General features: G+C 72.6%; 23 protein-coding genes and 1 pseudogene. 7 read left to right on the top strand and 17 right to left on the bottom strand.

The features are described from left to right. Positions 1–4 precede the first annotated feature (4 nt). Positions 5–1,294: a glycosyltransferase family 4 protein gene (locus I2501_RS18040; protein WP_196195112.1), complete on the bottom strand. Its 1,290-nt coding sequence runs from the start codon at positions 1,292–1,294 to the stop codon at positions 5–7. A 253-nt stretch (positions 1,295–1,547) separates the two neighbouring features. Beyond that, complete coding sequence (locus I2501_RS18045; protein WP_196195113.1) at positions 1,548–3,047, bottom strand: HEAT repeat domain-containing protein; 1,500 nt, start codon at positions 3,045–3,047, stop codon at positions 1,548–1,550. Between the two features lie 367 nt (positions 3,048–3,414). On the opposite strand from I2501_RS18045, the gene I2501_RS18050 reads away from it, so the two are divergent. Beyond that, positions 3,415–3,975, top strand: a complete 561-nt coding sequence (locus tag I2501_RS18050) for a PAS domain-containing protein (RefSeq protein ID WP_196195114.1) — start codon at positions 3,415–3,417, stop codon at positions 3,973–3,975. A gap of 72 nt (positions 3,976–4,047) precedes the next feature. On the opposite strand, the gene I2501_RS18055 is transcribed toward I2501_RS18050, so the two are convergent. Then, positions 4,048–5,520, bottom strand: a complete 1,473-nt coding sequence (locus tag I2501_RS18055) for a DNA-binding protein NsdB (RefSeq protein WP_196195115.1) — start codon at positions 5,518–5,520, stop codon at positions 4,048–4,050. Between the two features lie 364 nt (positions 5,521–5,884). Here I2501_RS18055 and I2501_RS18060 point away from each other — a divergent pair, with 364 nt between their 5' ends. Beyond that, on the top strand, positions 5,885–6,991 hold the full coding sequence (locus I2501_RS18060; RefSeq protein ID WP_196195116.1) for an aminoglycoside phosphotransferase family protein: 1,107 nt from the start codon (positions 5,885–5,887) through the stop codon (positions 6,989–6,991). 162 nt (positions 6,992–7,153) lie between these two features. On the opposite strand, the gene I2501_RS18065 is transcribed toward I2501_RS18060, so the two are convergent. Then, positions 7,154–8,344: an acyl-CoA dehydrogenase family protein gene (locus I2501_RS18065; RefSeq protein WP_196195117.1), complete on the bottom strand. Its 1,191-nt coding sequence runs from the start codon at positions 8,342–8,344 to the stop codon at positions 7,154–7,156. A gap of 19 nt (positions 8,345–8,363) precedes the next feature. Continuing rightward, complete coding sequence (locus tag I2501_RS18070) at positions 8,364–8,858, bottom strand: hypothetical protein (protein ID WP_196195118.1); 495 nt, start codon at positions 8,856–8,858, stop codon at positions 8,364–8,366. A gap of 213 nt (positions 8,859–9,071) precedes the next feature. Here I2501_RS18070 and I2501_RS40945 point away from each other — a divergent pair, with 213 nt between their 5' ends. After that, the gene (locus tag I2501_RS40945) at positions 9,072–9,164 is read left to right on the top strand and encodes a putative leader peptide (RefSeq protein WP_408022749.1); all 93 of its coding nucleotides are present in this window, start codon (positions 9,072–9,074) and stop codon (positions 9,162–9,164) included. A 330-nt stretch (positions 9,165–9,494) separates the two neighbouring features. Here I2501_RS40945 and I2501_RS18075 read toward each other — a convergent pair whose 3' ends face one another. The 5 genes and pseudogenes from I2501_RS18075 to I2501_RS18100 form a co-directional block, all read right to left on the bottom strand. Further along, positions 9,495–9,695: a DUF397 domain-containing protein gene (locus tag I2501_RS18075; RefSeq protein WP_328806438.1), complete on the bottom strand. Its 201-nt coding sequence runs from the start codon at positions 9,693–9,695 to the stop codon at positions 9,495–9,497. 271 nt (positions 9,696–9,966) lie between these two features. Beyond that, entirely contained in the window at positions 9,967–11,133 is a 1,167-nt protein-coding gene (locus I2501_RS18080) for a thiolase domain-containing protein (RefSeq protein WP_196195120.1), read from the bottom strand. Continuing rightward, complete coding sequence (locus tag I2501_RS18085; protein WP_196195399.1) at positions 11,130–12,200, bottom strand: thiolase domain-containing protein; 1,071 nt, start codon at positions 12,198–12,200, stop codon at positions 11,130–11,132. Before I2501_RS18085 ends, I2501_RS18080 begins: the two co-directional genes overlap by 4 nt. A 26-nt stretch (positions 12,201–12,226) precedes the next feature. Further along, a pseudogene (locus I2501_RS39440) lies at positions 12,227–13,287 on the bottom strand (Zn-ribbon domain-containing OB-fold protein). Positions 13,288–13,400: 113 nt separating this feature from the next. After that, positions 13,401–14,204: a crotonase/enoyl-CoA hydratase family protein gene (locus tag I2501_RS18100; RefSeq protein ID WP_196195123.1), complete on the bottom strand. Its 804-nt coding sequence runs from the start codon at positions 14,202–14,204 to the stop codon at positions 13,401–13,403. 151 nt (positions 14,205–14,355) lie between these two features. Here I2501_RS18100 and I2501_RS18105 point away from each other — a divergent pair, with 151 nt between their 5' ends. Together I2501_RS18105 and I2501_RS18110 are read left to right on the top strand one after the other, a co-directional pair. Next, on the top strand, positions 14,356–16,068 hold the full coding sequence (locus I2501_RS18105) for an acyl-CoA synthetase (protein WP_196195124.1): 1,713 nt from the start codon (positions 14,356–14,358) through the stop codon (positions 16,066–16,068). A gap of 238 nt (positions 16,069–16,306) precedes the next feature. Next, positions 16,307–17,005 (top strand): hypothetical protein, encoded by a 699-nt coding sequence (locus I2501_RS18110; protein ID WP_196195125.1) that lies wholly within the window; start codon positions 16,307–16,309, stop codon positions 17,003–17,005. Positions 17,006–17,088: 83 nt separating this feature from the next. Here I2501_RS18110 and I2501_RS18115 read toward each other — a convergent pair whose 3' ends face one another. After that, the gene (locus tag I2501_RS18115) at positions 17,089–18,279 is read right to left on the bottom strand and encodes a DUF2332 domain-containing protein (protein ID WP_328806439.1); all 1,191 of its coding nucleotides are present in this window, start codon (positions 18,277–18,279) and stop codon (positions 17,089–17,091) included. A 186-nt stretch (positions 18,280–18,465) separates the two neighbouring features. Here I2501_RS18115 and I2501_RS40625 point away from each other — a divergent pair, with 186 nt between their 5' ends. Beyond that, positions 18,466–18,972 (top strand): DUF2087 domain-containing protein, encoded by a 507-nt coding sequence (locus I2501_RS40625; RefSeq protein ID WP_196195127.1) that lies wholly within the window; start codon positions 18,466–18,468, stop codon positions 18,970–18,972. A 40-nt stretch (positions 18,973–19,012) separates the two neighbouring features. Here I2501_RS40625 and I2501_RS18125 read toward each other — a convergent pair whose 3' ends face one another. From I2501_RS18125 to I2501_RS18145, 5 genes are all read right to left on the bottom strand, one after another. Beyond that, a complete protein-coding gene (locus I2501_RS18125) occupies positions 19,013–20,044 on the bottom strand; it encodes a ketopantoate reductase family protein (protein ID WP_196195128.1) in 1,032 nt (343 codons plus the stop codon). A gap of 64 nt (positions 20,045–20,108) precedes the next feature. Beyond that, a complete protein-coding gene (locus I2501_RS18130; RefSeq protein ID WP_196195129.1) occupies positions 20,109–20,318 on the bottom strand; it encodes a hypothetical protein in 210 nt (69 codons plus the stop codon). A gap of 55 nt (positions 20,319–20,373) precedes the next feature. Further along, positions 20,374–21,483 carry a baeRF2 domain-containing protein gene (locus I2501_RS18135; RefSeq protein WP_196195130.1) on the bottom strand — a complete coding sequence of 370 codons (1,110 nt, stop codon included), beginning with the start codon at positions 21,481–21,483 and terminating at the stop codon, positions 20,374–20,376. Between the two features lie 129 nt (positions 21,484–21,612). Further along, complete coding sequence (locus I2501_RS18140) at positions 21,613–22,440, bottom strand: hypothetical protein (RefSeq protein WP_196195131.1); 828 nt, start codon at positions 22,438–22,440, stop codon at positions 21,613–21,615. Beyond that, complete coding sequence (locus tag I2501_RS18145; RefSeq protein ID WP_196195132.1) at positions 22,437–22,736, bottom strand: PadR family transcriptional regulator; 300 nt, start codon at positions 22,734–22,736, stop codon at positions 22,437–22,439. The genes I2501_RS18140 and I2501_RS18145 overlap by 4 nt, the downstream gene beginning before the upstream one ends. A 116-nt stretch (positions 22,737–22,852) precedes the next feature. Between I2501_RS18145 and I2501_RS18150 the strand changes: the two genes are divergently transcribed. Then, positions 22,853–23,968, top strand: coding sequence for a hypothetical protein (locus tag I2501_RS18150; RefSeq protein ID WP_196195133.1), 1,116 nt, complete (start codon positions 22,853–22,855; stop codon positions 23,966–23,968). Between the two features lie 30 nt (positions 23,969–23,998). Here the strand turns inward: I2501_RS18150 and I2501_RS18155 are convergent, their stop codons facing one another. Further along, positions 23,999–25,183, bottom strand: coding sequence for a VIT1/CCC1 transporter family protein (locus I2501_RS18155; protein ID WP_196195134.1), 1,185 nt, complete (start codon positions 25,181–25,183; stop codon positions 23,999–24,001). Between the last annotated feature and the right edge of the window lie 415 nt (positions 25,184–25,598).

Consider the following 25,598-nt stretch of genomic DNA (forward strand, 5'->3'; position numbering starts at 1 on the left):
GCTCCTACGCCGCCGCAGGCGCGGCGCTCGGGGGCGAGGCGGGTGCCGGCACCGCAGGTGCCGGTGCCACGGACGCGGGCACGGCGGACACGGACGCGGCTGCCGCATCCGTGACCGTAGCCGTAGCCGTAGCCGCCGTGACCGCCGTGACCGCACCGACCCGGGAGACGGGCAGCCCCGTTCCCGTGCCGCCGATGACGTGCTGGTAGTGCTCGATCAGCTCGTCGCCGACGGACTGCCAGGTGCGCGACTCGACCTCGGCCCGGCCCGCCGCGCCGAAGCGGGCGCGCAGCTCCGGGTCGGCGGCGAGCTGTTCGACCGCCCGGGCCACCGCCGCGCCGTCACGCGGCGGCACCAGAAAGCCGGTGCGCTGATGGGCGATCAGGTCCAGCGGCCCGCCCACCGCCGGGCCGACGGCGGGGATGCCGCTGGCCATGGCCTCCTGGATGGTCTGGCAGAAGGTCTCCATCGGTCCGGTGTGCGCGAAGACGTCGAACGAGGCGTAGAGCGCGGCCAGTTCGTCGCCGGTGCGGCGTCCGAGGAAGACGGCTCCCGGCAGGCTCTGCCGCAGGGCCGGCTCGCTCGGTCCGTCGCCGATGACGACGACCCGGACGCCGGGCAGCGCCACGGTCTGCGCAAGCAGGTCGACGCGCTTCTCGGGCGCCAACCGGCCGACATAGCCGACCAGCACCTCGCCGCCCGGGGCGAGTTCGCGTCGCAGCGCCTCGTCGCGGTGACGCGGGTGGAACCGCGCCGAGTCGACGCCGCGCCGCCACAGGTGCACCCGTGGGATGCCGTGGGCGGTGAGGTCCTGTGCGGCAGGGGTGGACGGGGCCAGCGTCCGGTCGGCGGCGCAGTGGACGGTGCGCAGCCGCCGCCAGGCAGCCGCCTCGCCGAGCGTGCTGCCCGCCCGGTAGGCGCGGGCGTACCCGGCGATGTCGGTCTGGTAGACGGCGACCGTCGGCAGGCCGAGGCGCTCGGCCGCCGCCATGCCGCGTGCACCGAGCAGGAACGGGCTGGCCAGGTGGACCACGTCGGGCCGGTGCCCGGCGATCAGTTGCTCCAGCTTGCGGCTGGGCAGGGCGATCCGGACCTGCGGGTACCCGGGCAGTGGGATCGCCGGGACCCGGACGACCGGGCAGGGGTCGGGCGCACCGACCGGACCGGCCGGTGCGGGAGTGATGACAAGGGGATCGTGGCCGCGCCGGACCAGATGTTCCGCGGTGCGGAGCACGGAGTGGGCGACGCCGTTGATGTCGGGCGGGAACGACTCGGTGACGAGGACGACACGCATGCCTGCGTTATTCCGAGCCGCGGCGTGCAGGGAGGCACGTCGATCTGACGGATCGGCGAACGCCGCGCGAATCCTCTCTCGCTGCGGGTACGCACGGCCACGACCTGCGGGATTACTGGGGCTCGGGTGGCACGACCGAATCCCGGGACGGACGGTCCGGCACGCGCCCGCGTACCGGAGACAGCCCGTCGACGTCAGCGGACATCAGCCGACGTCAGCACGGTGGGCCGACGTCAGCACGGTCCGCCGACGGTCAGCCCGAGCTGAGGCGGCCCCGGACGGCCGCGTGGACCTCGGCCTTCTCGCCGGGGTCTGCCGCGAGGCGGCGCAGCCGGTCCAGCACCCGGCCGTCGCCCTTGGTGAACACGTGCCGCGCGGCCAGTTCGCGGGTCGCCTCCTCGCAGTCCCAGAGGCACTCGACCGCCGCGCCGGTCGCGAAGTAGGGGTCGATCACCGCGAGTCCGCGGGCCGCGCTCTGGCGCAGCTGGGAACAGACCGTCTCCGCGTAGATGTGCCGCAGCACCGACACCGCCTGCCCGGCCGCCAGCCGGCCGACGCCTTCGACGAGCGCGCACAGGTCGGCGCCGTCGGCGCCCGCGTCCGAGACCTCCTGGTGCAGGGCGCTGACCACGAGCGGCGCGTCCTCGGGCCCGCCGGCGCAGGCGAGGAGTTTGGCGGCGGTCCGGGCGAGGCGACCGCCTGCGGGCCGTGCGGCCCAGGCGCGGGCGTGGACGAGGATGCGGGCGCCGCGCATCCGGCCCAGGGTGTCCAGGGCGAACTCGGCGACCGGCTCGGCGAGGTCCTCGGCCGCGTGCTCGATCAGTTCGGGGGCGCACACGTCGTCGATCTCGGCCAGGTGGCGCAGGGCGGCGCAGCGTGCGCCGGTCGCGCCGGTCCGCGCGGTGTCGCGGAGCAGCGACGCGTCGCCCGGCCCGGCGACGGCGGCGAGCAGCCGGGCGCCCGCGGCGGCACGGCGGACCGCGGCGCGGTCGTCGGCCGGACCGCCACCGGTCAGGCTGTCGCCGGTCGCGTCACCGCCGGTCAGAGTGCCGTCGCTCCGTTGGCTGGGGAAGCCGCCGCCCTGACCGCCGCTGCCCGCGTCCGCCCAGGCGAGGACGGCGGCGGTGCTCCACTCCGGCGTCTCCGGGCGGTCCATCTGGCGCTGCCACAGGTCGAAGGGGGCGCGCTCGGTGGCCGCGGCGACGCGCGGGTGGTCGGCCGCCCACAGGTGCCAGGGCCGTGGCTCGTAGGCGTCCCGGACGGCCGCGCGAAGGGCGGCGTCGCCCTCGGGGCCCTCAGGGAAGCGGTCCAGTACGGCGGCGGCGAGGACGCGCAGGCCGTCGTCGGTCTCCCGCACGGCGAGTTCGTCCAGAGCCCAGGCCCAGTTGCTGCCGTGCGCGGCGTAGCGGTGCAGCAGCAGCTGCGCGTCGCGGCGGCCGTAGCCGACCAGGCGTCCCAGCACGGCGAGGGTCAGACCGGTGCGCGACTCGCACTCGTCGAGGGTGTCCCAGGCGCAGAAGAGGTGCTCCTCCAGGCCGGTCAGCGGCGCCTCCAGCTCCATGTAGAGGCGTGCGTAGTAGAGGGAGCGGTTCTCGACCTGCCAGTCGCGGCGGGGGTCTCTGGTGACGCACTCGTCCAGGGCGGCGAGCGCTTCGTGACGCTCGGCCGCCAGAGCGTGCAGGGTGCCGTCCCCTCGGCCCCGCTGAAGCAGGCCGAGGAGGGAGGCGCTGGGCGCTATCGCGGGCTCGAACATGAGGTCAGCATCCGTTGCGGCGGTCCTGGTGGCAATGGAATTTCGTGCACCCGGCGGTGGCCGGGTCGGTTCGGGTCCGCGACGGTGGCCGCGGGTGGATTGTGTCACCGGCTGTCGGGGTCGTCAGCCGGAAGCACGGAATCTTACCGTCCGTGTGCACTCTCCGCACACGCGGACAAGGCCACCCAGATCGTTCGTAGACACCCGCAAGTGGGCTCGAAGCCCGTATTCTCGGCGGTGGCACGATCTTCAGGCATATGCCAAAGGCAAAACTTGGCCTGACTTCGCCCAAAGCCCTCCCCCGTCGCAACGCGCTGTGCGAGAGTCGTAACGGCCAGAGGGCCACCCCGAGCAACCGTGGGACGCCATGCACCCCGAACTCCCTCCCTCGTCGCTTCCGCAGCAGTTGGCTGTGGTCCGCGCACAGCTGGAGGCCTCGATCGCCGACTGCCAGGACCGCTCCGAGCGGGCACTGCTCGCGCACGCCTGTTCGCACCTGGCTGAACTGGAGCGGTGCTCCACCGCTCTCTCATTCGGCTCGCACACGTCCGCGTCGTCAGCCGCGTCCACGCCCGCCGTCGACGGCGAGGGTGGCACGCTGCTGGGCGACGCGGAATGGGACCTGGTCCACGACGCGGTGGACTGGTCCGCAGAGATGTACCGGATCTTCGCCCGGGCCCCGCAGGAGGGGCCGCTGACGCTCGATCAACTCCCGGGCGCGCTGCACCCCGAGGACCGCCGCGCGGTCTCCGGGCTGCTCACCGCCGCACTGGTCGACGGCAAGCCGATAGACGCCGAGTTCCGGCTCCAACTCGGCGACGGCACGGTGCGGTCGGTCCACTGCGTGGGCGCGCCCCAACTCGCCGCGGACGGCTACGTCGAGGCCGTCTGGCTGGCACTGCGCGACCTCGGCCGCACGGCGGCCTGAAGGGCCGGGCGGCTCCCGGCCGAGCCTTGCCTGCTGTCCCTTTCCTGCTTCCCTTTCGAATTTCCTTCCTGCTCAGACGATCTGCGGCTTGACCGGGCGCGGCATGACCTGGGAGATCTCCGTCCGCAGCTCGGAGACCGCGGGCAGCTTCTCGTAGCGCGCGGTCAGCCGGTACATCTGGCGCAGCCGGTCCCAGGTGCGGTGCGAGGACATCTCGCTGGTGGCGCTGAGCGCGAGCTGCGCGTAGCGCTGTGCCTCGTCGGGCTTGTTCGCCAGGTAGCAGGCGGAGGCCATGGAGATGTTGTCGAAGAGCATCGACCGCTCGTGCCCGCCCGAACGCAGCTGGAGGGCCAGCTGCGCGTGCCGCTGCGCCAACGGGGATGCGGTGGGGTCGTGGTCGGCCAGCGTGCGGTAGGTGAGCGCCTGCATGCCGTGCAGGTCGGCGAGGTCGAAGAACTGGAGCCAGGTGGGGCCCGGATCGCCCTTGTCCTGCGCGAACAGGTCCTCGGCCTCGCCCAGCGTGCGCCGGGTCGCCTGGCTGTGGCCCAGCGACGCGTGCGCCCAGGCCTCCACCGTGCGCAGCATGGCGCGGGTGCGCGGCAAGGTCTCCGTGTCCGTCCCCGCGTCCGCGACCCGCATCAGGTCCAGTGCGTCGCCGGGGCGGCCCAGGTGGACCATCTGACGCGCCGCGCGCGCCAGGGCCTCGCTGGCCCGCGGCCGGTCCTCGGACTCGCGGGAGGCGTGGACGGCCATGACGAAGTACTTCTGCGCCGTCGGCTCCAGGCCGACGTCGTGCGACATCCACCCGGCCAGCACGGCCAGGTTGGCCGCGACGCTCCACAACCGGCGTCGCAGGTAGTCGGGGTGATCGTAGGTCAGCATGCCGCCGACCTCGTTCAACTGGCCGACCACCGCCTTGCGCTGCAACCCGCCGCCGCGTGAGGCGTCCCACTGGCGGAACACCTCGACGGAGGCCTCCAGTGCCTTGACCTCCTCCTCGCCGACAGGCCCCGCCTCGTAGAAGTCCAGTGCGGGCAGCGCCGAAGGGCTGCGCACCACCCTGCCGGACTCGTCCGGCGGCGGCGTGGCGGCCGGCGAACGCATCCACTCGTACAAGGGGTTGGCAATGACGGCGCCCGCTGCGAGCGCTGTGCTCGCTCCCATCAGTCCGCGTCGATTGAGCATGAGGTCCATTCCCGTGAACTCGGTGAGGACCGCGGCCGTCTGCCCTGGGGAGGGTCTGGAGCTGTCGGGCGTGCCGGCTCGCACACCCGGCCCGTTGTTCCGCTCCCGTGCAAAGCCGAGGTCCTCCGGCGTGACAACTCGACCGAGCTGCTCACTGAACAGAGCCGCGAGAATGCGTGGCACCGGATCACGTGGGATCTCCCCGCGCTCGATCCAGCGGCGCACCCGTGAGGTGTCGGTCGACAGCTGCTGCTGACCGGCTGATGCCCCACGGCGGTTGACCATCCGCGCCAACTCGCCCTTGGACCAGCCCGTCAGGGCGAACAGGTCGGCGAGTCGGGTGTTCGGTCCTCTGTTCACGTCAAGCCCCCAGGTTCCTCGGCGCTTTCGAGGCTAACCACCCGTCATGTGCCAGGCGAGCATTCGCCAGGGTTCGCCAGGGTTCGCCAACTGCCACGCTGCCGGTCACTCGGTGTGTTGTAGAGACGCGCCTCCTCAACCTGGTCGGTTCGCCGGCCGGACCCCAGGGTTACGGGTGTGGCGCATGGGGTGGCGTGCAGTCGCCACGCGCCAGGGCTCGCCCGGGAGACGCAACTCCCCAGGGTGCGCCGACCGGGTTCCGGCCCGTTCGGCGGCGGTGCGCCACCCCACCAGCGGTCGACCAACCCCCGGCCGACCGGCGGCAGCCCGCCACCGGACACACGAAGGGACCAGGACCCACCTCATGTACTCACAGGCTCTCTCGCCCGCACCGGTGTCCCGCCCCCAGCAGCCGTCCGTCCCGGGCCCGCTGCGGCGTCGGCCCGCCATCGGGCTGGATCCCCGCGGCCGTGAGCAGGGCGGCGCTCAGCTCCAGGCCCGTCCGGCCCACGCGGCCCAGCAGCTCCGTCGCCCCGTTCCGACGCAGGCCCGGCCCGCCGCCGCGCCGCGCACGGAGAACCCGGCCGAGCGCTCGCCGCAGGTCCGCGCCGCGCTGGCCCACATCGCGCGGATATCTCCCTCCTTCGTCCCGCGCCAGCTGATCCGCGACGGACGACACGTGCTGATCGCCGGTACCGCCGGTCGTACCCCGGTGGTGGCGAAGTGCCTGGCGCGGCCCGGCGAGGACGTCGAGGGGACGATCCAGTTCCAGCGAGAGATCGCCACCTACCGTGCCTTCGTGCGTCACCGTCCGCCGGCGCGCCAGCCCAAGCTGGTCGCCGCCGACAGCGAGCGCTGCGTGCTGCTGATGGAGCGCGTCCCCGGCCGTCCGGCCGCGCGGGAGCGCCACCCCTCGGACGCTCCGACGCCGGGTGAGGTCCGGGCGATCGTCGGCGCGGTCCGCGCGCTGAACCTGTGGCGCCCGCCGACGGACGTCTTCGACCGTCCGCTGGACTACGGCCGCGAGGTGGCCCGCTACCACGCGCTGGGCCTGCTGACCGACCGCGACGCGGGCGACCTGCAGCAGCTCCTGCACGGACTGGCCCACCAGCCCTGGCAGTTCTGCCACGGCGACGCGCTGCTGACCAATGTGCTGCTGGCTCCGTCCGGCCCGGTCCTGGTCGACTGGGAGCAGTCCGGGTGGTACCTGCCCGGCTACGACCTGGCCCTGCTCTGGACGGTCATGTCGGGCGACACCGGCGCGCGGCGTCAGCTGAGCCAGGTCGCCCAGGCCGGTGGAACGCTGCCGCGCGACGCCTTCCTGGTCAACCTGATCCTGCTGCTGATGCGGGAGCTGCGCCGTCACGACGTGCCCGGCGCGGGCGAGGAGCAGCGCATCCTGATCCGCCGCCTGCACGAGGACGCCGCGCTGGCACGGCGCGCGGTCCGCGCCGCCGTCGGAACGCGCTGAACGGGTCGGTCGGCGCCTCCCGGGCCGACCGGCCGAGACCAACAGCAACCACCGAAACCACTGCTCGTCACCAGCGCAGCTGGCCACGACCGGCCGTGACCGGCCGCCGAAAGGCGGCCCACGACAGAGCCATGACCCATCGGGTCGGGCGAGAACAGCCGGTCAGCCGAGCGACCGGCCCGCTTCGGCGAGGAGGACGTCCTCCCGGGGCAGCAGCGCGCGCAGGCTCACCGCATCCCGCAGCTGGCGTTCCAGCGGCCAGCCACGGGTCAATCCCTGCGCACCCGACAGGTCGACGCAGTGGCGCACGATTCCCAGCGCCCGCTCGGCCACCCGCGGTGCCAGCAGTGCCACACGACGCGTAGCGTCGGAGGCGCCGGCATTCCGGTCCACGCTCGGAGCCTCGTTCAGATCCTCGTGCGGGTCCCCAACCGGGTCCGCGGCGTCGAGAGAACGGGCGAGAGCAGTCAACAGCTCCTCGGACTCGGCCAGTTCGACCTCAAGCCGACCGAGCTCCGCCAGCGGCAACTCCTTGATACTCCGCCGCAGCCAGGCACGCGCGGACGACGCGACGCCGACGGCGACGGCCGCCACCGCGAGACGACGCGCGGCCTCGTCCCATCGACTCGACGCGGCCAGGCGGGCTTCCAGTCGGGCTTCGTCATCGAGCACGACGTCCTCGAAGCCGACGTCCTGGACGGCCCGCGCGCGGAGCCCGAACTGCTCGGTGCCGGGTTCAATGATCAGCCCCGGGGCGTCGCCGGGCAGCAGAAACGTTGCGGCACTCCGGTCCTCGGCGACCACGGCTTCGACCGTCATCCAGTGCAGCGCCTCGGCTCCGGGCACGGACGGCTCGTGGCCCGTCAGCTGCCAACCGTCGGCGGTCCGTTCCGCGCGCACGCCGGAGCGGCTGCGCAGCGTCCCGGCGAGTGCCGGTCCGCGCTTCGACTCCGCCAGCAGTGCCTGGTACGCGCCGGACGGCCAGCGTGGCGACCGGTCCTCGGCGGCATGGACGAGCAGTGTCTCCGCCGCCAGCAGCGCCACCGACGGGTCGCCGCTGCCGAGCGCGGCCAGCAGGCCGACCGTCTGCGCCAGGCCGGCCGCCGGTCCGCCGTGGCGTTCCGCCACCGTGACGGTCAGCAGTCCGGCGGCGTGCAGGGTCTCGACCCCCTGGTAGGGGAAGTCGGCCTCGCGGTCCTGCTCCTCGGCACGCGCGGCAAGCAGGTCGACGACGCGCGGCAGCGCCGCCATCACCCGGGCCAGCATCTCGGCCTGCGCCGCGCCGGAGCTCGACGGAGCGCGCCGGGTCGAGGTGGAGGACGGGGTCGACGAGGTGGTGCGGTTGGGGGTCACAGTCTCGGTCCGGCTCGGCTCAGACCTGGAACATGTCCGCGGGAAGCGGCTTGAGCAGCTTGTAGAGGTCCTCGCTGATCGGCCGGTCCCAGGTGACCACGGTGACCTGGATGTCGTCGCTCCGCCCGAACTGCACGCAGGCGAGACGGCCCTCGGTCAGCTTGACCTTCTTCACGATCAGCAGCGCGTCGTCCAGCATCACCGGGAAGTCCTCGGTGTCGAGCACCCCGACCGGCTCGTCGTTGCCGACGGCCGCCAGCATCTGCCGCACCTCGAAGGGGACGCCGTCCTCCGGCTCGCGCGCGGGGGAACCGGAGCGCAGGTTGCCGATCAGCATCGACGGGCCACGGCCGCCCATCAGGTCGTAGCGCAGCACCACGCCCTGGCAGGTGCCGTCCTCCGGGTCACTGAGCAGGACGGCGCCGAGGTCTCCAGGCCAGTCGCCCGGGTCCATCGCGAGAACGTCGAAATCCGGGCCTGCGGGAGTGCCGGAGCGGCGGCGAAGGAAAGCCATGGGGCAATCGTACGTGTCCGTGAACGTCGCGAACGCGTGGCCTGGCCCGGGATTCTCTGCCGACCCCGTTCGGGCTCCCTTCCGGCGGCTCCGCGGTTCCGGTTCGGTTCCGCTTCGGGTGCGATCCGGCTCCACGCCTGACCCTGGCAACGCGTTCCGGGGGCGGGGATTCCGGGTTGACGAGCCGATCACGTTCCGATTACGGTCGGCGACATGCAGAGACGTACGCGGTTGGTGAGCAGGGGTCATATCGACCTGCTTCGCGTGGCGTCGGCAGCCTGTCGGTGCTGCATCCCGAGCCGTTGACGCCTCGGAGACATCGAAGTCCAGCGAAGTCCGGCAGTTCCGGCGATCACTCCAAGGATTCACCCAAGGATCAGGCTCGCATCGACCGTGCGCCTGCGTACGGCCCTCTTCCTTTGCCAATCTTGCTTCGACCCGGAACCATCGAAGAACCCTGGGACTCGCCTGCCGTGCCATGACCGGCAGGGGCAGGCGGGCCCGCTTCGCACCGCGTGGGGGCGTGTGCGTGCGGGCTGGGCGCCGCGTTGACCCCGTGGGGGTGGTCGACGCGGCGCCCTTATTCAGATCGGGTGATCCCTCAGGCCGCTCAGGCGCTCTGGCAGCTCAGGCCGCTCAGGTCAGGTCGAACTCGCCGTCCCGCGCGCCGAGGACGAAGGCGTTCCACTCGGCCGGGGTGAAGATCAGCGACGGGCCCTCCGGGCTTCGGCCGTCGCGCATCGCGATGAAACCGTCGACAAAGGCGATCTGAACGTCCCCGATGCCCTGACTGCTCGACATCCACTCCGCACGGCTCAGGTCCAGGTGCGGTTTCACTTCAACGGCTGTCCCGAAGGGACCCCGCTGAGTGAGAACAGTGGCCCTCGCAGTGCCGTCGAAGAATGCGTCGCCTGCCACGTCGTGCTCCTCCCGCCGTCAGTTGATCCCACTGTAATCTCCACGACACCCCTGGGTGGAGGGCTTGGACGCGATCCGCCCGTGAGGGTGACACAGGCGGATCGCGGTGGTAGAGCGTGCGGGCGACGACACCCTCCGCTCGGTGCACGGAAGGCATCACCGGAATGGCTGGAAGGTGTCAAAAGCGCGCTCAGTGCTGTGGTTTGTCGCTGCCGACCAACCACATCGAGAAGAACTGCGCGCCGCCGCCGTAGGCGTGGCCCATCGCGCGCCGGGCGCCGTCGATCTGGTGCTCGCCGGCCCCGCCGCGCACCTGGAGCGCCGCCTCGGCGAAGCGGATCATGCCGGACGCGCCGATCGGGTTGGAGGAGAGCACCCCGCCCGAAGGGTTGACCGGCAGATCGCCGTCCATCTCGGTGACCCCGGCCTCGACCAGCTTCCAGCCCTCCCCCTGCTCGGCGAAGCCGAGGTTCTCCAGCCACATCGGCTCGTACCAGGAGAACGGCACGTACATCTCGACCACGTCGATCTGCCGTCGCGGGTCGCTGATCCCGGCCTGGCGGTAGACGTCGGCGGCGCAGTCGCGTCCGGCCTGCGGGCTGACGTAGTCCTTGCCCGCGAAGATGGTCGGCTCGCTGCGCATCGCACCGCCGTGAACCCAGGCGGGCGGGTGCGGCGCGCGTGTCGCCCCGCGCTCCCCCGTGAGCACCAACGCGCATGCCCCATCCGAGGAGGGACAGGTCTCGGAATAGCGGATCGGGTCCCAGAGCATCGGCGACGTCTGCACCTTCTCCAGCGTCAGGTCGCGTTCGTGCAGGTGCGCGTAGGGGTTCTTCAGCGCGTTCCTGCGGTCCTTGTACGCGACGAGCGAGCCGACCGTGTCCGGTGCGCCGGTGCGCCGCATGTAGGCGCGCACGTGGGGCGCGAAGAATCCGCCCGCGCCGGCGGTCAGCGGCTGCTGGAACGGGACCGGCAGCGAGAGGCCCCACATCGCGTTGGACTCGGACTGCTTCTCGAAAGCCACCGTGAGCACCGTGCCGTGCACCCCTGCGGCGACCAGGTTGGCGGCGACGAGCGCCGTCGAACCGCCGACCGAGCCCGCGGTGTGGACGCGCATCATGGGCTTGCCCACCGCGCCGAGCGCCTCGGCGAGGTAGAGCTCGGGCATCATCACGCCCTCGAAGAAGTCCGGAGCCTTGCCGACGACCACCGCGTCGATGTCGGCCCAGCCCAACTCCGCGTCGGCCAGGGCCCGGACGGCGGCCTCGCGGACCAGTCCCGCGATGGAGACGTCCTGGCGCGCGGCCACGTGCTTGGTCTGGCCGATGCCGACGACAGCGACCGGTTGCTTGCTCATGCCTGTCCGCCTTCCGTGCCCTCGAGCACAGCCACCAGGTTCTGCTGCAGGCAGGGCCCCGAGGTGGCGTGCGCCAGCATCCGGTGGGCCTCGCCGCGGTGGATCCGGGCGGCGGCCTCGCCGATCCGGATCAGTCCGGCGGCCATCATCGGGTTGGCCGCCAGCGCCCCGCCCGACGCGTTGACGGGGACGCCGTCGCCGAGGTCCAACGCCCGCCGCAGCACCACCTCCTGGGGGGTGAACGGCGCGTGCAGCTCGGCGCCGTCGAGCGGGGCGTCGAAGGCCCCGGCGGCGACGGCGGCGGTCCTGGTGGACGGCGACTCGGTCAGGTCGCGCACGCCCGGCTGGTGCGCCTCGATCCGGTGGTCGATGCCGCGGATCCAGGCGGGACGGGCGTGCAGGGCACGGGCGGTGTCGCCCGCGGCCAGGATCACCGCGGCCGCGCCGTCGCTGACCGGCGGGCAGTCGTGACGGCGTAGCGGCTCCACCTCGTAGGGGCGGCCCAGCAGTTCGGCGACGTCGGCGCTGTCGCGCAGCTGCGCATGCGGGTTGCTCACGGCGGCGCGACGGCTGCGGAGGGCCGTCGCGGCCAGCTCGCGCTCGTCGGTGAGACCCGCGTCGAGCAGCGCCTGGGCCTGGAGCGCGGCCAGCGCGACCGTGTCGGGCCAGAGCGGCGCGAGGGTGTAGGGGTCGAGCTGACGGGTCAGCACATCGCGGAGGCTGCCCGGGCTGGACTTGCCGTAGGAGTAGACGAGCGCCGTGTCGGCCTCGCCGGTCTGGAGTTTGACCCAGGCCTCGTAGAGGGCCCAGGCGCCGTCCATCTCCACATGCGACTCGGAGATCGGCGGCCAGGCGCCGACGCCGTCGAGCGTCATGGTGAAGGAGAAAGCGCGACCGGCGAGGTAGTCGCTGCTGCCCGAGCAGGTGAAGCCGATCTGGTTGGCTGTCAGTCCCGTCTGCTTGAGTACGTCGTGGAGGACGGGCATCACCAGCTCGACCTCGGAGAGCTGGTCGGTGTGACGGGTGTGGTCGCTCTGCGCGAAGGCGACGACGGCGATCTCGCGCAGTCCCCTCTTGGGGCTGTTGGAGCTGCTCACATCCACCTCCGGTAGCTCTCGGGGTCGGCGTCCGGTTCGCCCGTGGGACGGAAGTGACTGATGCTGGCGAGGCTCGGGCCGAGTTCGTCGCGCCAGACGGCCTCGACGCGCTGTCCGATGCGGACCTCGGCGTAGGGGGTGTCGCCGATGCGCGCGTGCAGCCCGACATGGGCGCCGTCGATCAGCACGTAGGCGTAGCAGTAGGGCACCTCGACGTCGAGGCCCTTGGCGGCGATGTTGACGATGCAGAAGGTGGTGACGGTGCCGGTGTGCGGCAGTTCGAGCTGCTCGGAGGTGGCGATGCCGCAGGTCGGGCAGGCCCCTCGGGGCGGGACGTAGACGCGGGTGCACTGCGGGCAGCGCTCGGCCAGCAGGCGCTTCTCGCGCAGGGCGTTGAGGAACCGGGTCTGCGCGGTGCCGGGGCTGTAGGCGTACTCCAGGCGGGCGGGGATCGTCACCCGGGTGATCGGCTCGGCACCGGCCAGTTCGGCTATGCCCGCGAGGAGTTCGGCGGCTGAGGTCATACGGCGGGGCCTTCCGGTTCCGTCGGGGCGGCGTCGTCCGTGCCCGGCGCCGACGCGGTCTCGGTCGAGGTCGCGGCATCGGTCGGGGTCGCGGCATCGGTCACCGGCACGAAGCAGGCGATGTCGGTGATGGCCCCGGTGCGCTCCTCGGCCCAGCGGACGGCGACGCGCATGCCGGTGCGCACGCTCGCGCGGGGTGCGTCCAGCGCGTGCAGCAGTGCGGTGTCGGCGCCGTCCAGGCGGACCAGCACCCAGGCGAAGGGGGTGTCCAGCGGCTGGTAGGGACGCGGACTGGCGTTCCAGGCCCAGGTGGTGACGGTGCCGAGCTGGCCCAGCGGCACCAGGTGGGTGAGCTCCTCTGCGGTCACCGGGTCGTACTCGGCGGGCGGGCAGATCACCCTGCCGTCACTGCCGCGCACGCCGAGGACGACGCGCTCGCGCAGCCCGGTGAGGAACGCTCCGAGGACAGGGCCGGTGGAGCGGGTGAACGGGAACTCGACGATCAGCGGTGCGCTGAGCACCTCGGGGGGCATGGCGGTTCCTCTTCCGGGGGTCGGGGATCTGTGGGTCTGCGGTCTGGGGCCTGGGTCTGCGGGATGGGGTCTGCGGATCTGCGGGACTACGGGACGCGCGTCTGCGGTCCGCGTCACCGGCGGCGGTAGACGGGGGCGCGCTTCTCGGCGAAGGCGCGGGGGCCCTCCTTCGCGTCCTCGGTCGCGAAGATCGGCCAGCCGATCTCCAGCTCCCGCTTCAGGCCGTCCTCTTCGCTCATCGGAGCGGTCTCGTAGACGGATCGCTTGACCGCCTCGACGGCGAGCGGCGCGGCCTCGTTGACGGCCTCGGCCAGCTCCAGCGCGCGTTTGAGCGCCGTGCCGTCCGGGACGACGCTGCCGACCAGGCCGATGTCGCGCGCCTCGGCGGCGCTGTAGCGACGGCCGGTCAGCAGCATCTCCAGCGCGTGGGTGTGCGGGATCTGCCGGGCCAGCCGGACGGTGGACCCGCCGACCGGGAAGAGCCCGCGCCGGACCTCGAAGAGTCCGAAACTCGCGGACTCCGCCGCCACCCGGATGTCGGTCGCCTGCAGCACTTCGGTGCCGCCCGCGACGCAGACGCCCTCGACGGCGGCGATGACCGGCTTGCGTGGGCGGTGGTGGCGCAGCATCGCCTTCCAGTGCAGATCCGGGTCGGCGGCGAGCCGCGCGCGGTACGCGTCGTCCTCGGCGAAACCTCCGCCGGCAAGCGCTTTGAGGTCCATTCCGGCGCAGAAAGCACCGCCCGCGCCGGTCAGCACAATTGATCTGATCGCGTCGTCCGCGTCCGCCTCGATCCACGCGTCGTGGAGTCCCACCAGCATCGGAAGTGAGAACGCGTTCTTTGCCTCGGGACGATTCAGGGTCAGCACCAGCGTCGCGCCGTGCCGCTCGATGATCAGATGTTCCGTGCCCGTCATGGCATCGCCTCCGCCGTGGCTGCCGACCTTGTCCGGTTCAGATCTAGAACAGGTTGCAGTCTTGCTGACGGGTTTTCAAGTACGGTTCCAAGAACAAGTTCAAGATGCCGGAAGCCTGGAGTTCTGAAGGCCCCGCTCCTACTCTCCGGCCATGGAATTCAACCTGGCCGATCTGTTCGAGCAAGCGGTTGACCACTTCCCCGAGCGCGAGGCGATCAGCTGCGCCACCGTCGACGGCAGAGCCGTGCAGCGGCGCACCTTCGCGGAGCTGGACGAGCGCGCGAACCGCCTCGCCCACCACCTGTCCGAGGCCGGGCTCGGTCCGGGCGACCGGATCGCCGTCTACGCCCTGAACTGCGTGGAGTGGGTCGAGTCGCTGCTGGCGATCTGCAAGGTGCGCGCGGTCTGCGTCAACGTGAACTACCGGTACGTCACGGACGAGTTGACCTACCTGCTGGGGATGGCCGAGCCCACAGCGATGATCTACCAGGAGCGCTTCGCCGACCGGGTCGCCGAGGTCCGGCCGGGCCTGTCCGGGCTGCGGCACCTGATCGTGATCGAGGAGCCCGGGACCGGGGCCTCGGACGTCGCTCCGGCCAGGGACGTGGCTCCCGCCGGGGACGTGGCTCCCGGCCTGGGCACCGCCCTGCCTGCGGTTCCGTACGAGAAGGCGGTCGCCTCCGGCGGCCCGCAGCGCGACTTCGCGCCGCGCTCGGCCGACGACCACTACCTGCTCTTCACCGGCGGGACCACCGGTCTGCCGAAGGGCGTCGTCTGGCGGCAGGAGGACGTCTTCTTCGCCCTCGGCGGCGGCATCGACGTCACCAACGGCCACCGGATGGCGACCCCCGAGGAGATCGCCACCACCGCCTACGACAACCCGGTCACCTTCCTGCCGATCGCACCGCTGATGCACGGCGCGACCCAGTGGGCGCTGATGCAGCAGTTGTTCCGCGGCAACCGCGCGGTGCTGGTCGACCGCTTCGACGCCGACCGGGTCTGGCAGCTGGTCGGCAGCGAGAAGGTGAACGTAGTGATGATCACCGGCGACGCGATGGGCCGCCCCCTGGTCGAGGCGCTCGGCGCCGCCGTCGAGGCGAGCTCGGGCCCAGGCGCAGGCGCGAGCGAGGGCTACGACGTGACGTCGCTGTTCGGGCTGGTCAGCAGCGCCGCGTTGTTCTCGGCGCCGGTGAAGAACCGCTTCCTCGACCTGCTGCCCAACCTCTATTTGAGCGACGCGATCGGCTCCAGCGAGGGCGGCGCGGGCGGCGTCAGCCAGTGGAGCGCGGCCGACCGGGAGGGCGGCGGACAGGGGTCGGTGACCACCAAGCCGATCGGCGACTCCGACGTCGTCGACGACGACCTCAACCCGCTCCCCGCGGGCGTCGTCGGCAGGCTCGCCCGGCGCGGCAACATACCGCTCTGCTACCTGGGCGACCCGGCCAAGAGCGCGGAGGTCTTCCGTACCGCGCCCGACGGCACCCGCTACGCCGTGCCCGGCGACTGGGCACGCCGGGAGGAGGACGGCCGGATCACGCTGCTCGGTCGCGGGTCGTCCTGTATCAACTCCGGCGGGGAAAAGGTCTTCCCCGAGGAGGTCGAGTCGGCGATCAAGGCCCACCCAGCGGTATACGACACGGTCGTCGTGGGCGCGCCGGACGAGCGGTGGGGCGAGACCGTGGTGGCGCTGGTCCACCAGCGCGAGGGGCAGCCCGAGCTCACCCTGGAGGCGCTGCAGGCGCACTGCCGGGCCCATGTCGCGGGTTACAAGGTCCCGCGCCGGCTCCGACTCGTCCCGCTGATCGAACGCACCCCGACCGGCAAGCCGGACATGCGGTGGGCGAAGCAGGCGGCCGCGGTCTGACCAGCCACGCGAGCCGGGGGCCGGGGGTGGGAAGCCGGGCGGACCTGCCACGTTGACCGCGCTGACCTGCGCTTCTGCCTGCTTCGACCGGACCGGCATCAGGGTCCGGTCAGGGTCGCCCTCGGGGTTCTCCCCCAGAGTTCCCCGAGCTCCCCCTGATCACCGGCGCCGCTGTCACCTGGAGAGGTTACGGTGGATTCCTGCGGACCGGGGCGTCAGCGAGAGAGGCAGGTCGGCCATGGAGGTTGCAGGAGTGCTGAGCGCCTTGTTCGCCCTCGTCGGCATCAGCGTGATCGTCCTGGTGGTCCTCGGGATGGTCCGGGCCGCCCGCGCGGTCGGAGCCAAGGCGGAGGACCTCAGCCTCAGGACGAAGGCGTACACCAATCTCGGCTCCCAGGGCCGGATCGCCACCACGCGGCTCCGGCTGCGCAGCTCCCTGGAGGGCACGCGGGACGCACTCAACGCCGCTTCCTCGCAGGACGCCCAGGTCGGTGAGTCGATGGCGCTGCTTCGGCGGCTCAGCGAGCACGCGGCCGAGCTCGACGGCCAGTTGCGCGTGCTGGAGCGCGAGCCCGACGCCGCCCGTGTGGACGCCAAGCTCCCGGAGCTGCGGCGGCGCGCCGAGCGGATCATGCACGCCGCGGAGGAGCTGCGCTGGGCCGTGCAGGACCGCCAGCACCGCTTCTCCGAGGACGACCTCGCGCGGCTCAGCGACGAGTGCACGCAGGAGGCCGACGCCCTCCGCCACTGGGACCGCCCCCGCCAGGCGGACGCAACAGCGGGCACGGACGCCGGCGAGGCGGCCCGCTCCACCGGGACCGGCCCGACCGGCCCTGCGCCGAAGCGGCTGACCACCGCCCGCTGGCCCACGGCCGACGAAATGCTCGGCTTCGTCGACCGGATACGTCGGCCCAGCGGCGAGGCCAACTCCCGCTGACGGGACGACGGGCGGCTACGTCGCATCGCTCCCATCGGTCACATCGCCCGTATCGCCCGCCTCGCCCGCGAGGCCCGGCTCGCTCACATCGCCCAGGCGGGCAGCCCGTGCGGGTACGCCTCAGCCAGCAGGATCCGGTCCCGCGTGCCGATGCGCACCGACGCGCGGAAGGGGAAGCTGTTGCCGACCCGTTCCGGCTCGAAGGAGACGTAGGCGAACGGCGCTTCCGCGCTGCTCTCACCGGCGAGACGGGCCAGTTCGGCGCTGACCTCGGCCCATTCCTGCGCCGGGACGTACTGCTTCATGATCGAGTGCCAGACCACGGTCAGCGTCCCGTCCTGGACGTGCACGCCCTTGAGGAACTCCGCCGCTCCCAGCCGCTGCACCTGGGCCGGGTGCCGGGCGGCCAGCTCCAGGGCGCCGCGCAGGCGGGCGGAGCGGGCGGGCTGGTCGGCCCAGACGTAGGCACGCAGCGCCAGTGCGCCGCTCTCGGTGAGCGGGTCGATGGGGGTCAGGTCGCAGCCATGGCGTTCGACCACGTCGAGGGTGGGGTGTGACTCGGCCGCCTCGGCCAGCCAGGTCGGCACGCCGCCCTGCCAGGCGTCGTCCAGGTGCACCGGCGAGTCCGGGCTGCCCCACGTGTAGCCGGGCGCGCTGTAGCGGAAGAGTTCGGGACGGAGGTTGAGCCCAGCGCTGGAACCGAGCTCGAAGAGACGGATCGGCAGCGGGTGGTCCACGGAGGCGCGCAGCAGAGCGGCGATCAGCAGGTTCGCCCGGCCCACCTCGTTGGTCTGCGGCGGCCGGGTCATCCAGTCGCGGATCCACGGCAGTTCGTCGGCGACGACCTGGCGGAACTCCCGCCAGCACGCGTCCGACCGTGAGGCGTCGGCGGTGCCGCCGGCGCTCGGGTAGTACGGCGCGAGGCGGGGCGCCCGGCCGGTGAGGACGAGCGCGTGCACGCCGCCCAGCAGGCGCAGCGCGATGGCGTCCGGGCCGGGAGCCTGCTCGTACCCGGCGACCGCGTCGGCGCACGGGCCACCGGCACGGACGTCCTCGGCGGCCCGGCGCAGCAGACCGGCGTAGAACGGTGAGCCGAGTTCCTCGCAGCCGAGGGCCTGCCGCTCGAACAGCAGTGCCGTGCGCTCCACGCCGGAGGCGGCGTCCGGCGTCGTCTCCGCGACGAACGCGCCGCCGGGCGGCCGAACCTCCGCGACGCCACCCGCCTCAGGGCGCGCCGTCGCACCGCCCGCGACCTCGCCCGATGCCTCGCTCACGCCCGTCCTCCGCTCTGCGTTCACACTGCTGCTGATCATGCACCAGTTGCCGTGCTCCCACACCGAACCGGACGGTGAGCCCGATCACGGTCCGAACGGGACCGAACGCGGACCGAACGCGGACCGAGCGGGGACCGGCAACAATTCGGTCGCTCCGTCGCTCGGGCCAGGGCTAGCCTCCAAGGCATGCCTGATGTGTCGCAGCTCGCACCGCTCGCCTCCGCGCTCGCGGACCAGGACCGCCTGCACGCCTACGCCACCGCCGTCCTGGCCGGGGCCGAGGGCGTGGCTCCTGCCGAACTCGGGCGTCACGCCGCCCGGTTGGTGGCGGCAGGCCTGCTCCGGGCGCGGTCCGAGGACGGCCGGCTGGTTGCGGACGCCGAGCCGTTCGCCGCAGCCCTGCGCGGTCCTGCCAAGCAGCAGGACGTGCCCGGCGGGCCCGGCGCGGACGTGGCGCAGCTCTTCCGCGACGGACGGCTGACCGAGATCCCGGTCCGCCCCGCGCGGCGACTCGCGCTACTGGCGTACCTGACGGAGCGGATCTTCGAGCCGGGCGTCCGCTACACCGAGCCCGAGGTCAACATCGCGCTCAAGCAGTACTGGGACGACTGCGCCGCGCTGCGCCGCTACCTGGTAGAGAACGGATTCCTGACCCGCTCGGCCGACGGCACCTCCTACCGCGTCGCGGACTGACCCAGACAGAGGCCCTGAGACGTGGCTCTCCAGGCCCTGCTCAGGCGGTGCGTGCGCCGCCGAGCATCGCGCGGAGCTCGTCGGCGGAGACGCTGCCGGGCGGGAGGCCCTCGAGGGCCAGCCGGGTGACCTCGTGGCGCAGCAGGTCGTTGAGCGGGGTCGGCACGCCGTGCATCCGGCCCAGCAGGGCGATCTCGCCGTTGAGGTAGTCCGCCTCGACGCTGCCGCCACGGGTCAGGCTCTGCCAGGTCGAGCCCCCGGCCCGGTCGACCTCGGGGATGTCCACGACCCGCATCCGCTCGCCCTGGACCACCGAGCGCTCCTTCTCGGAGTTGTAGGGGATCCCGGCCGCGTCGAGCACGGCCACGCCCTCGGCCCTCACCTGCGCCAACAGGTCCTCGGCTCCGGCCCCCTGCGCCAGCGCGGAGCGGCCGAGCAGCGCCTCCAGGGCGTTGGCAAGGTTGTTGAGCAGCTTTCCGTGCTTCCAGCGCATCACGTCCGGCACGACGGGGGCGGCGAAGTACGACGCCTCCAGGTCGGCGGCGATCTGGCGCAGCAACGCCGAGTCCGCGCTCTCCGCACCGTTCTCGGGGAAGTGACCGAGCGTCAGGATGCCGGTGAGCGGAGCACAGTGCGCCACCACCGTGCCGGGCTCCAGATGGGTCGCGGGCAGCCACACGGTCATGCCCACCACCGTGCGGAAGTGCCGCAGCGCGGTGCGCTCGTTGGCGACGCCGTTCTGCGCGCAGACGATCGGCAGGACCTCGCCCGCCGTGCCGCCGCCCAGGACGGGCGCGAGCGACCACTGACGCAGCAGCCCCTCGCTGTCCTGCGACTTGACCGCGAGCACCAGCACGTCTTCCGCGCCGAGCGGGCCCATGTCCTCGTGGTGGGCGTAGGAGGGGATGCGCAGGCGCTCCTCACCCTGAGGCGTCACCAGCCGCAGCCCGGTGTTGCGCAGCGCGTCCAGATGCGCGCCGCGCGCGACCAGGGCGACCTCGCGCCCGCTCTGGGCCAACCGGCCGCCGACAGCGCCGCCAACGGCGCCCGCCCCGACGATGATGTAGCGCATACGCAGGACTCTAGCGTCCGCGACCGGTCCGGCTGCACCACCGCGTCGCCGAGTCGGCGAAGGCTCAGTTGGAGTGGTCGAAGAGCTGTCCCCTCACGCAGTGGGTGGCGGCGGCCGGACCCGTGACGGGCGTGAGGACGAGGTCGGGGAGGCAGGTGACGACAGCCTTGAAGCCCTTGGACTGGGGCGAGTTCGCGCCGTCGTCGGCTTGTGCGGGGGCGGCGACGGCGATACCTGCGGTGGTAAGTGCGGCGAGCGCGATGACCTTCTTCATGCACTGGCAACGACCTGGCACGGAATGGGTCACTCCCCGCCCCACGCGGGGCGGATCACTCGCCGTAGCGCAGGATCGCGGCGCAACCGTCGTCGACAGGGGCTACCGGGAGGATCTCGGCGAAGGCGGCGTCGGTGAGGGTGGCGGCACGCAGCAGCAGGGACGAGGCCGGCGCCTCGAAAGCGGTGGACTCGTGCTCGCCGAGCGCCTTGGGCGAGCTGGCGACCAGCTTCGGGTCACCGGGCGTTCCCCACTTCAGCGGATCGGCGTCGCGGTCGGAGTGGAGCAGCAGGGTGTGGACGTTGCCGACGGCGAACACGTCCGAGACGGCCGGGATGCCCTGCACCGCCAGCTTCCGGCCGAGCGCCTCGCGGTAGTCCTCCATCGCCTGCTCGTGGATCCGGTCGGAGGCCGTGGCGAGCTCGGTGTCCACGGACCGGCGCAGCGCGGCTTCGGCGTCCTCGCCGCCGCGCCCGCCCGACACGTCCACCAGCGGGACGTGGATGCGATGCGTGGGCAGCAGCTCGCGCAGCACGCCGAGCGCCTTCGGGTCGCCGCCGACGAAGACCACCCGGGCGTCGACCGCCGACACCGCCTCGGCGATCTCGGCCGCGACCCCCTGGGCGTTCCGGGTCCACAGGTTCAGGCTGCGGCGGTGGTAGGAGGCCATGGACGGGCCGCCGCCGCGGACCCGGGTGATGTGCAGGGTGCTGCCGTCGTACGTGCGACTGGTGGCCGCGTCGAACGCGCCCACCGGGTAGGCGTCGATGTCACCGCCCTCGCGGTCCAGCGCCACCACCACGTAGGGGACCTGGTGGTCCAGGTCCAGCACGGTCTCCAGTGGATCCGCGACCGCCTGGACCACCGCCCGGGTCCTGGCTGGGGGCGCCGAGAGGGTGAACGCGCCGAGCAGCTTCCCCTGCGCCGCGAACAGCGACTCGCCCTGCGGCCCGACGATGTGCGGCGAGCCGCCGACTGCGTCGTCCAGGACGCTCAGTGTCGACTCGTCCACGCCCTGCGCGACCAGGTCCCGGCGCAGGTCGCGCCAGGTGAGCTCCAGGCGCTTGTCCGCGTCCTGGTCGGTACGACTGGTGTCCATGTGGACCGACACCACCGGACCTTCGGTGTCGGTGTCGTACAGCGGGCGCAGCAGGTCGAGTTCCATCACGAGCCTCCAGGGCTCCAGGGGCTTTCGCCAACCTCCCCATTGTCAGGTCAGATCGCGCAAAAGAGACATTTGATGGGCTGATGGTGGCGGCACCGGGAAGGTGGCGACACGGGGAAGCCCGCGCGATCAGTCCGCCGCGACGCTGTGCAGATCACGCAGCGTTGCCGCCAGCGCCCACGCGGCCGCCAGCAGCACGGCCCCGGCGGCGAACCCGATGCCGTCGACGCCCTGCCGGGCGATCGCGGAGGCGAGCTCGTTCGAACCCGCGAGCACGCTCGCCGCGGTCAGGCCCCACAGGCCCAGTCGCAGCCGTCGCGGTCGAGGTGGTCGCACCGCCGTCCCACCCAGGCCCGCGAGGACGCGGCAGGCCTGGACGCCCACGGCAGCGAGCGCCGCCCACCAGCCGGCGACCGCGACGAGTCGCCACGGGCTCGCGGCGATCACGGGCCCGTAGCGGTGCGCCACGGCCACGAATGCGACGACGGCCACCAGCGGCGGCACCAGACGCCGCACGGCGCGGCCGAGCAGGGCGGTGGCGGCGGCACGGGTCGGTCGGGGCAGCGGGGCGACGAGGACCAGACCGAGCAGCAGCAGGACAGCACTGGCCCGCGCGATCCAGGCACCGCCCGGGGCCGTGCGCAGCGGGACGCCCAGCTCTCCGGCCGCATGGCCGAGCAGACCGACGAGTGCGGCCACGGCAAGGGCCAACACGGCTGCCCGCTCCCGGCGTTGGGCCCGGCGGTCGACGGGCCAGATCACGGGGTGCAGCCAGATGTCCGCGGCGCCGGCGAGCAGGCTCACCCAGGTGCGCCATCCGGCCGCGGTGCCGGCCGTCCGGCGGCCTGGCTCGTGGTCCGCCGCGCGGTCCCACCCGTCGTCCGACGCCATCGAGGCGCCCCACCGGTCCCGGAAGGCGGCCGGATACAGCCGGACCAGGCCCTGCCGCACGGTCATGCCGGGTTCACCCCCAGGCCGCGCAGCCCCGCGTGTGCGACCTTCGCCATCGACCGGAGCTCCTGCTCCAGCACCTGACGGCCCTTCGGCGTCAGCCGGACCGGTCGCTGTCGCCCCTGCTCCTCGGCCGGTTCGATCAGCTCCTTGGCCTCCAGACGGGCCAGGGCCCCGTACAGACTGCCAGGACCCAGGCGCTCACCGACCAGGTCCTCGATCGCGGCGTTGATGGCGTACCCGTGCAAGGGACCGTCGACCAGTGCGCACAGCACCAGCGTCTGGGCGTCGTTCGCCTGCATCGTGATGCTCTCCTCATCGCTCCGGGCCCGTCCGGGCGTTTCTCACGGTACTACGCACCAGGTAGTACACCTCAAGTAGCACGCGGCGCGTACTACGCACTGTGTACTATGCCGCCATGTCGAACGACGAAATCGCGCCGGAGCCGCGCGAACGCTTTCTGACTGCCGACCACGACTCCCGACGGAGCACCCTTCGAGCCCTGTGGGTCGCACTCGCCACGGCCGTGACGTTCACGGCCTTCGGCTACGTCACGGCACACGTCCACTCGGTGCGGGCCGGAAGCCCTTGGCAGGACGACCCCTACGACGTCGGGGTGTCCTTCACGCTGTTCCTGGTCCCCGCGCTCGTCGTGCTGACGGCGGTCCGGGCGCTGCTGTACCGGCGGGGTGAACCGCAGCCGGTGTACCGAGCGGAGCAACTCCTGCGCGCCGCAGGGCTGTCCGTGCTGCTGGTCGGCGCGACGGCACTGCTCGACTGGGCCGCGGTGGCGCTCCGGGCGGACCGTGCGCGCTGGGACCAGGGCACGCCCTGGATGATCGCGGCACTGGCCCTGCTCACCGCCGGCACAGTCGCGGCCTTCGTCCTGCTGTGGCATGCGCTGCGCCGACTGCCAGCCCAGGGCCGACGCCGACCCGACGGCGACTGGCTCGGCGACCTGGCCGTCCTCGCGCTCCGCCTGGCCTCGCATCTCCCGGACACCGGAGTGCAGTTGGCCGCGCGCCTGCTCAGCGACGCGGTGATCGACTGGATCCGCCGCCATGTCGTGGCGCTCGCGGCGGCGGCGAGCCTGGCGGCGGGCCTTGCGCAGAGCGCAGCGCAGGCGATCGGCGAGGGCTGGACGAGCCCGCTGCTCTTCGTTCTGAGCGTCGGCGTGGCCGGAGGCGGCTACTTCGCCTTCTGCATGTGCTGCAATGCCGTCCTGCGGATCGCAGTCCCCCAGGCGACCCGCGCCGACCACGGCGCCAACTCCGGCCCAGAGTCCGCACCCGGCGGCGGCACGAGCGTGGTGACGAAGAGGGGGTCGAGGGCGTCGAAGTCGAGGGCGGTGCGCCACGCCGCCGTGGCCGCCTCGTTCGCCATGCCCGTGGCTCTGGCACTGCACGGAGTCCTCTGGCCGCTGGTGGGCCAGTCGGGCCAGGTGGACTCCGCCGCCAAGGCGGCTGCGATCGTCTTCACCAGCGCGGCGGCGGCCGGTGTGGTCGCCTTCGGTACGTCGTTCGCCCGGAGTTGACGGCACGTCCGCACGCACATCTCAGTTCTCTCAGTGCAGTCCACCCGCGCCGATCACGTGACCGAACACGAAGACGAGCAGCGCCGCGCCGCCGCCGACCAGGAGCTGGCGCAGGCCGGAGCGGAGCAGCGGTCGGCCGTTGACCAGGCCGAGCGCGCCGCCGACGGTGAACAGCGCCAGTCCCGTCAGGGCCACGGCCGTGACCAGCGCGGCGCTGCCGCCGCTGCCGAAGAGGTACGGAAGGATGACGACCACCGCGCCGAGGGCGAAGGCGAGCAGGCTGGACAGGGCGGCGGCCCAGGGCGAGCCCAACTCGTCAGGGTCGAGCCCGAGTTCCTCGCGGGCCATGGTCTCCAGGGCGCTGTCGGGGTCCTTCATGATGGTTGCGGCGACCTGCTGCGCCTCGTCCGCGCTCAGGCCCTTGGCCCGGTAGATCAGCGCGAGCTCCTCGGCCTCGGCCTCGGGGTCCTCCGCCAGTTCGGCCGCCTCCAGGGAGAGTTCACGCTCGTAGGACTCGCGCTGGCTGCGCATGGAGATGTACTCCCCCGCCGCCATCGAGAAGGCACCGGCGAGCAGCCCTGCGACGCCCGCGAACAGGACGGTCGCCGCCGAGGCGCCGGAGCCCGCGAAGCCCAGCACCAGCGAGCCGTTGGAGACCAGACCGTCGTTGACGCCGAAGACCCCCGCGCGCAGCGCGCCGGACCGGTCGCTGCGGTGCCAGCGCTCGCGGCGCAGGATGCCGCGCCCGCCGGTCTCCTCCTGCTGGGCCACGGGCGCGGAACCGTCCTCGCGCAGACGGGTCAGCACGCGGGCGTGGGAGCGCTCGTCGGCGGCCATGCCGGGGGCGGCGTCGGGATCGCCCAGATAGAGGCCCGAGTCCGCCCGCTCCGCGCGCTCGACGAAGGGCAGCGCCAGATCGACCGAGTACCGGCGTGCCAGCCAGGACAGCGCCCGGACACGGGGTCCGACGCGCCTCGGCTGCGGCACGGACTCGCCGAGTTCGGTGAGCTTGTCCTCCCAGTGCGCGGCGTGCCGCTCCTCGATGGCGGCCAACTCCAGCAGGATCTGCCGCCGCTCGCCTTCCGCTCCGTCCGCGAGCGCGCGGTAGAGCACAGCGCTCTGCCGCTCGGCGTCCAGGGCCGCGCGGAAGCGGGCACGCGCCGCGCGCTGGTCAGCGGGGTCGTGGAGCTGAGGGGAGATGCTCGCGGTGCCCATGGCTTCGATCCTTTCTGTCGAACGTGGTCTAGTTTAGACAAAGTCTAATCTTGAATCCACTCGGACTTTGGTCCTAGGCCCGACTACTTCGGGTGCACCGACCGCTCCGGTCCGCGTCCGCGCCGCCGCCCGCGTCACCACTTCGGCCGGAGACGCGTCTCAAAGTGCTGGTCAGCGGCGTGCGCCGGGGTGGGACGGCCGCGCGGGGGCAGCGGACACTTGGCACATCCTGGTCGCATCACGAAAGATCGCTCACAGCGGCGGTGAAGCTGCCCGCCCGCACCTGCCGACGGCCCGTGCCCTACGAGGGGAGGGCACGGACCCGGGACCGATGAGGCAACCGCCGCGTGGGACACGGCGGTTGCCTCTCCGCGTCAGCGCGTCGCACCGCCGACCACCCCAACACGAGCAACAC

The sequence above is a fragment of the Streptacidiphilus fuscans genome (assembly GCF_015690355.1).
Lineage (GTDB): Bacteria > Actinomycetota > Actinomycetes > Streptomycetales > Streptomycetaceae > Streptacidiphilus > Streptacidiphilus fuscans.

Coding starts and splice junctions, on each gene's coding strand:
- I2501_RS18040 (WP_196195112.1), bottom strand. CDS start 1,294: ATGCGTGTCGTCCTCGTCACCGAGTCGTTCCCGCCCGACATCAACGGC.
- I2501_RS18045 (WP_196195113.1), bottom strand. CDS start 3,047: ATGTTCGAGCCCGCGATAGCGCCCAGCGCCTCCCTCCTCGGCCTGCTT.
- I2501_RS18050 (WP_196195114.1), top strand. CDS start 3,415: ATGCACCCCGAACTCCCTCCCTCGTCGCTTCCGCAGCAGTTGGCTGTG.
- I2501_RS18060 (WP_196195116.1), top strand. CDS start 5,885: ATGTACTCACAGGCTCTCTCGCCCGCACCGGTGTCCCGCCCCCAGCAG.
- I2501_RS18070 (WP_196195118.1), bottom strand. CDS start 8,858: ATGGCTTTCCTTCGCCGCCGCTCCGGCACTCCCGCAGGCCCGGATTTC.
- I2501_RS40945 (WP_408022749.1), top strand. CDS start 9,072: ATGCAGAGACGTACGCGGTTGGTGAGCAGGGGTCATATCGACCTGCTT.
- I2501_RS18080 (WP_196195120.1), bottom strand. CDS start 11,133: ATGAGCAAGCAACCGGTCGCTGTCGTCGGCATCGGCCAGACCAAGCAC.
- I2501_RS18100 (WP_196195123.1), bottom strand. CDS start 14,204: ATGACGGGCACGGAACATCTGATCATCGAGCGGCACGGCGCGACGCTG.
- I2501_RS18105 (WP_196195124.1), top strand. CDS start 14,356: ATGGAATTCAACCTGGCCGATCTGTTCGAGCAAGCGGTTGACCACTTC.
- I2501_RS18110 (WP_196195125.1), top strand. CDS start 16,307: ATGGAGGTTGCAGGAGTGCTGAGCGCCTTGTTCGCCCTCGTCGGCATC.
- I2501_RS40625 (WP_196195127.1), top strand. CDS start 18,466: ATGCCTGATGTGTCGCAGCTCGCACCGCTCGCCTCCGCGCTCGCGGAC.
- I2501_RS18125 (WP_196195128.1), bottom strand. CDS start 20,044: ATGCGCTACATCATCGTCGGGGCGGGCGCCGTTGGCGGCGCTGTCGGC.
- I2501_RS18130 (WP_196195129.1), bottom strand. CDS start 20,318: ATGAAGAAGGTCATCGCGCTCGCCGCACTTACCACCGCAGGTATCGCC.
- I2501_RS18135 (WP_196195130.1), bottom strand. CDS start 21,483: ATGGAACTCGACCTGCTGCGCCCGCTGTACGACACCGACACCGAAGGT.
- I2501_RS18140 (WP_196195131.1), bottom strand. CDS start 22,440: ATGACCGTGCGGCAGGGCCTGGTCCGGCTGTATCCGGCCGCCTTCCGG.
- I2501_RS18145 (WP_196195132.1), bottom strand. CDS start 22,736: ATGCAGGCGAACGACGCCCAGACGCTGGTGCTGTGCGCACTGGTCGAC.
- I2501_RS18150 (WP_196195133.1), top strand. CDS start 22,853: ATGTCGAACGACGAAATCGCGCCGGAGCCGCGCGAACGCTTTCTGACT.
- I2501_RS18155 (WP_196195134.1), bottom strand. CDS start 25,183: ATGGGCACCGCGAGCATCTCCCCTCAGCTCCACGACCCCGCTGACCAG.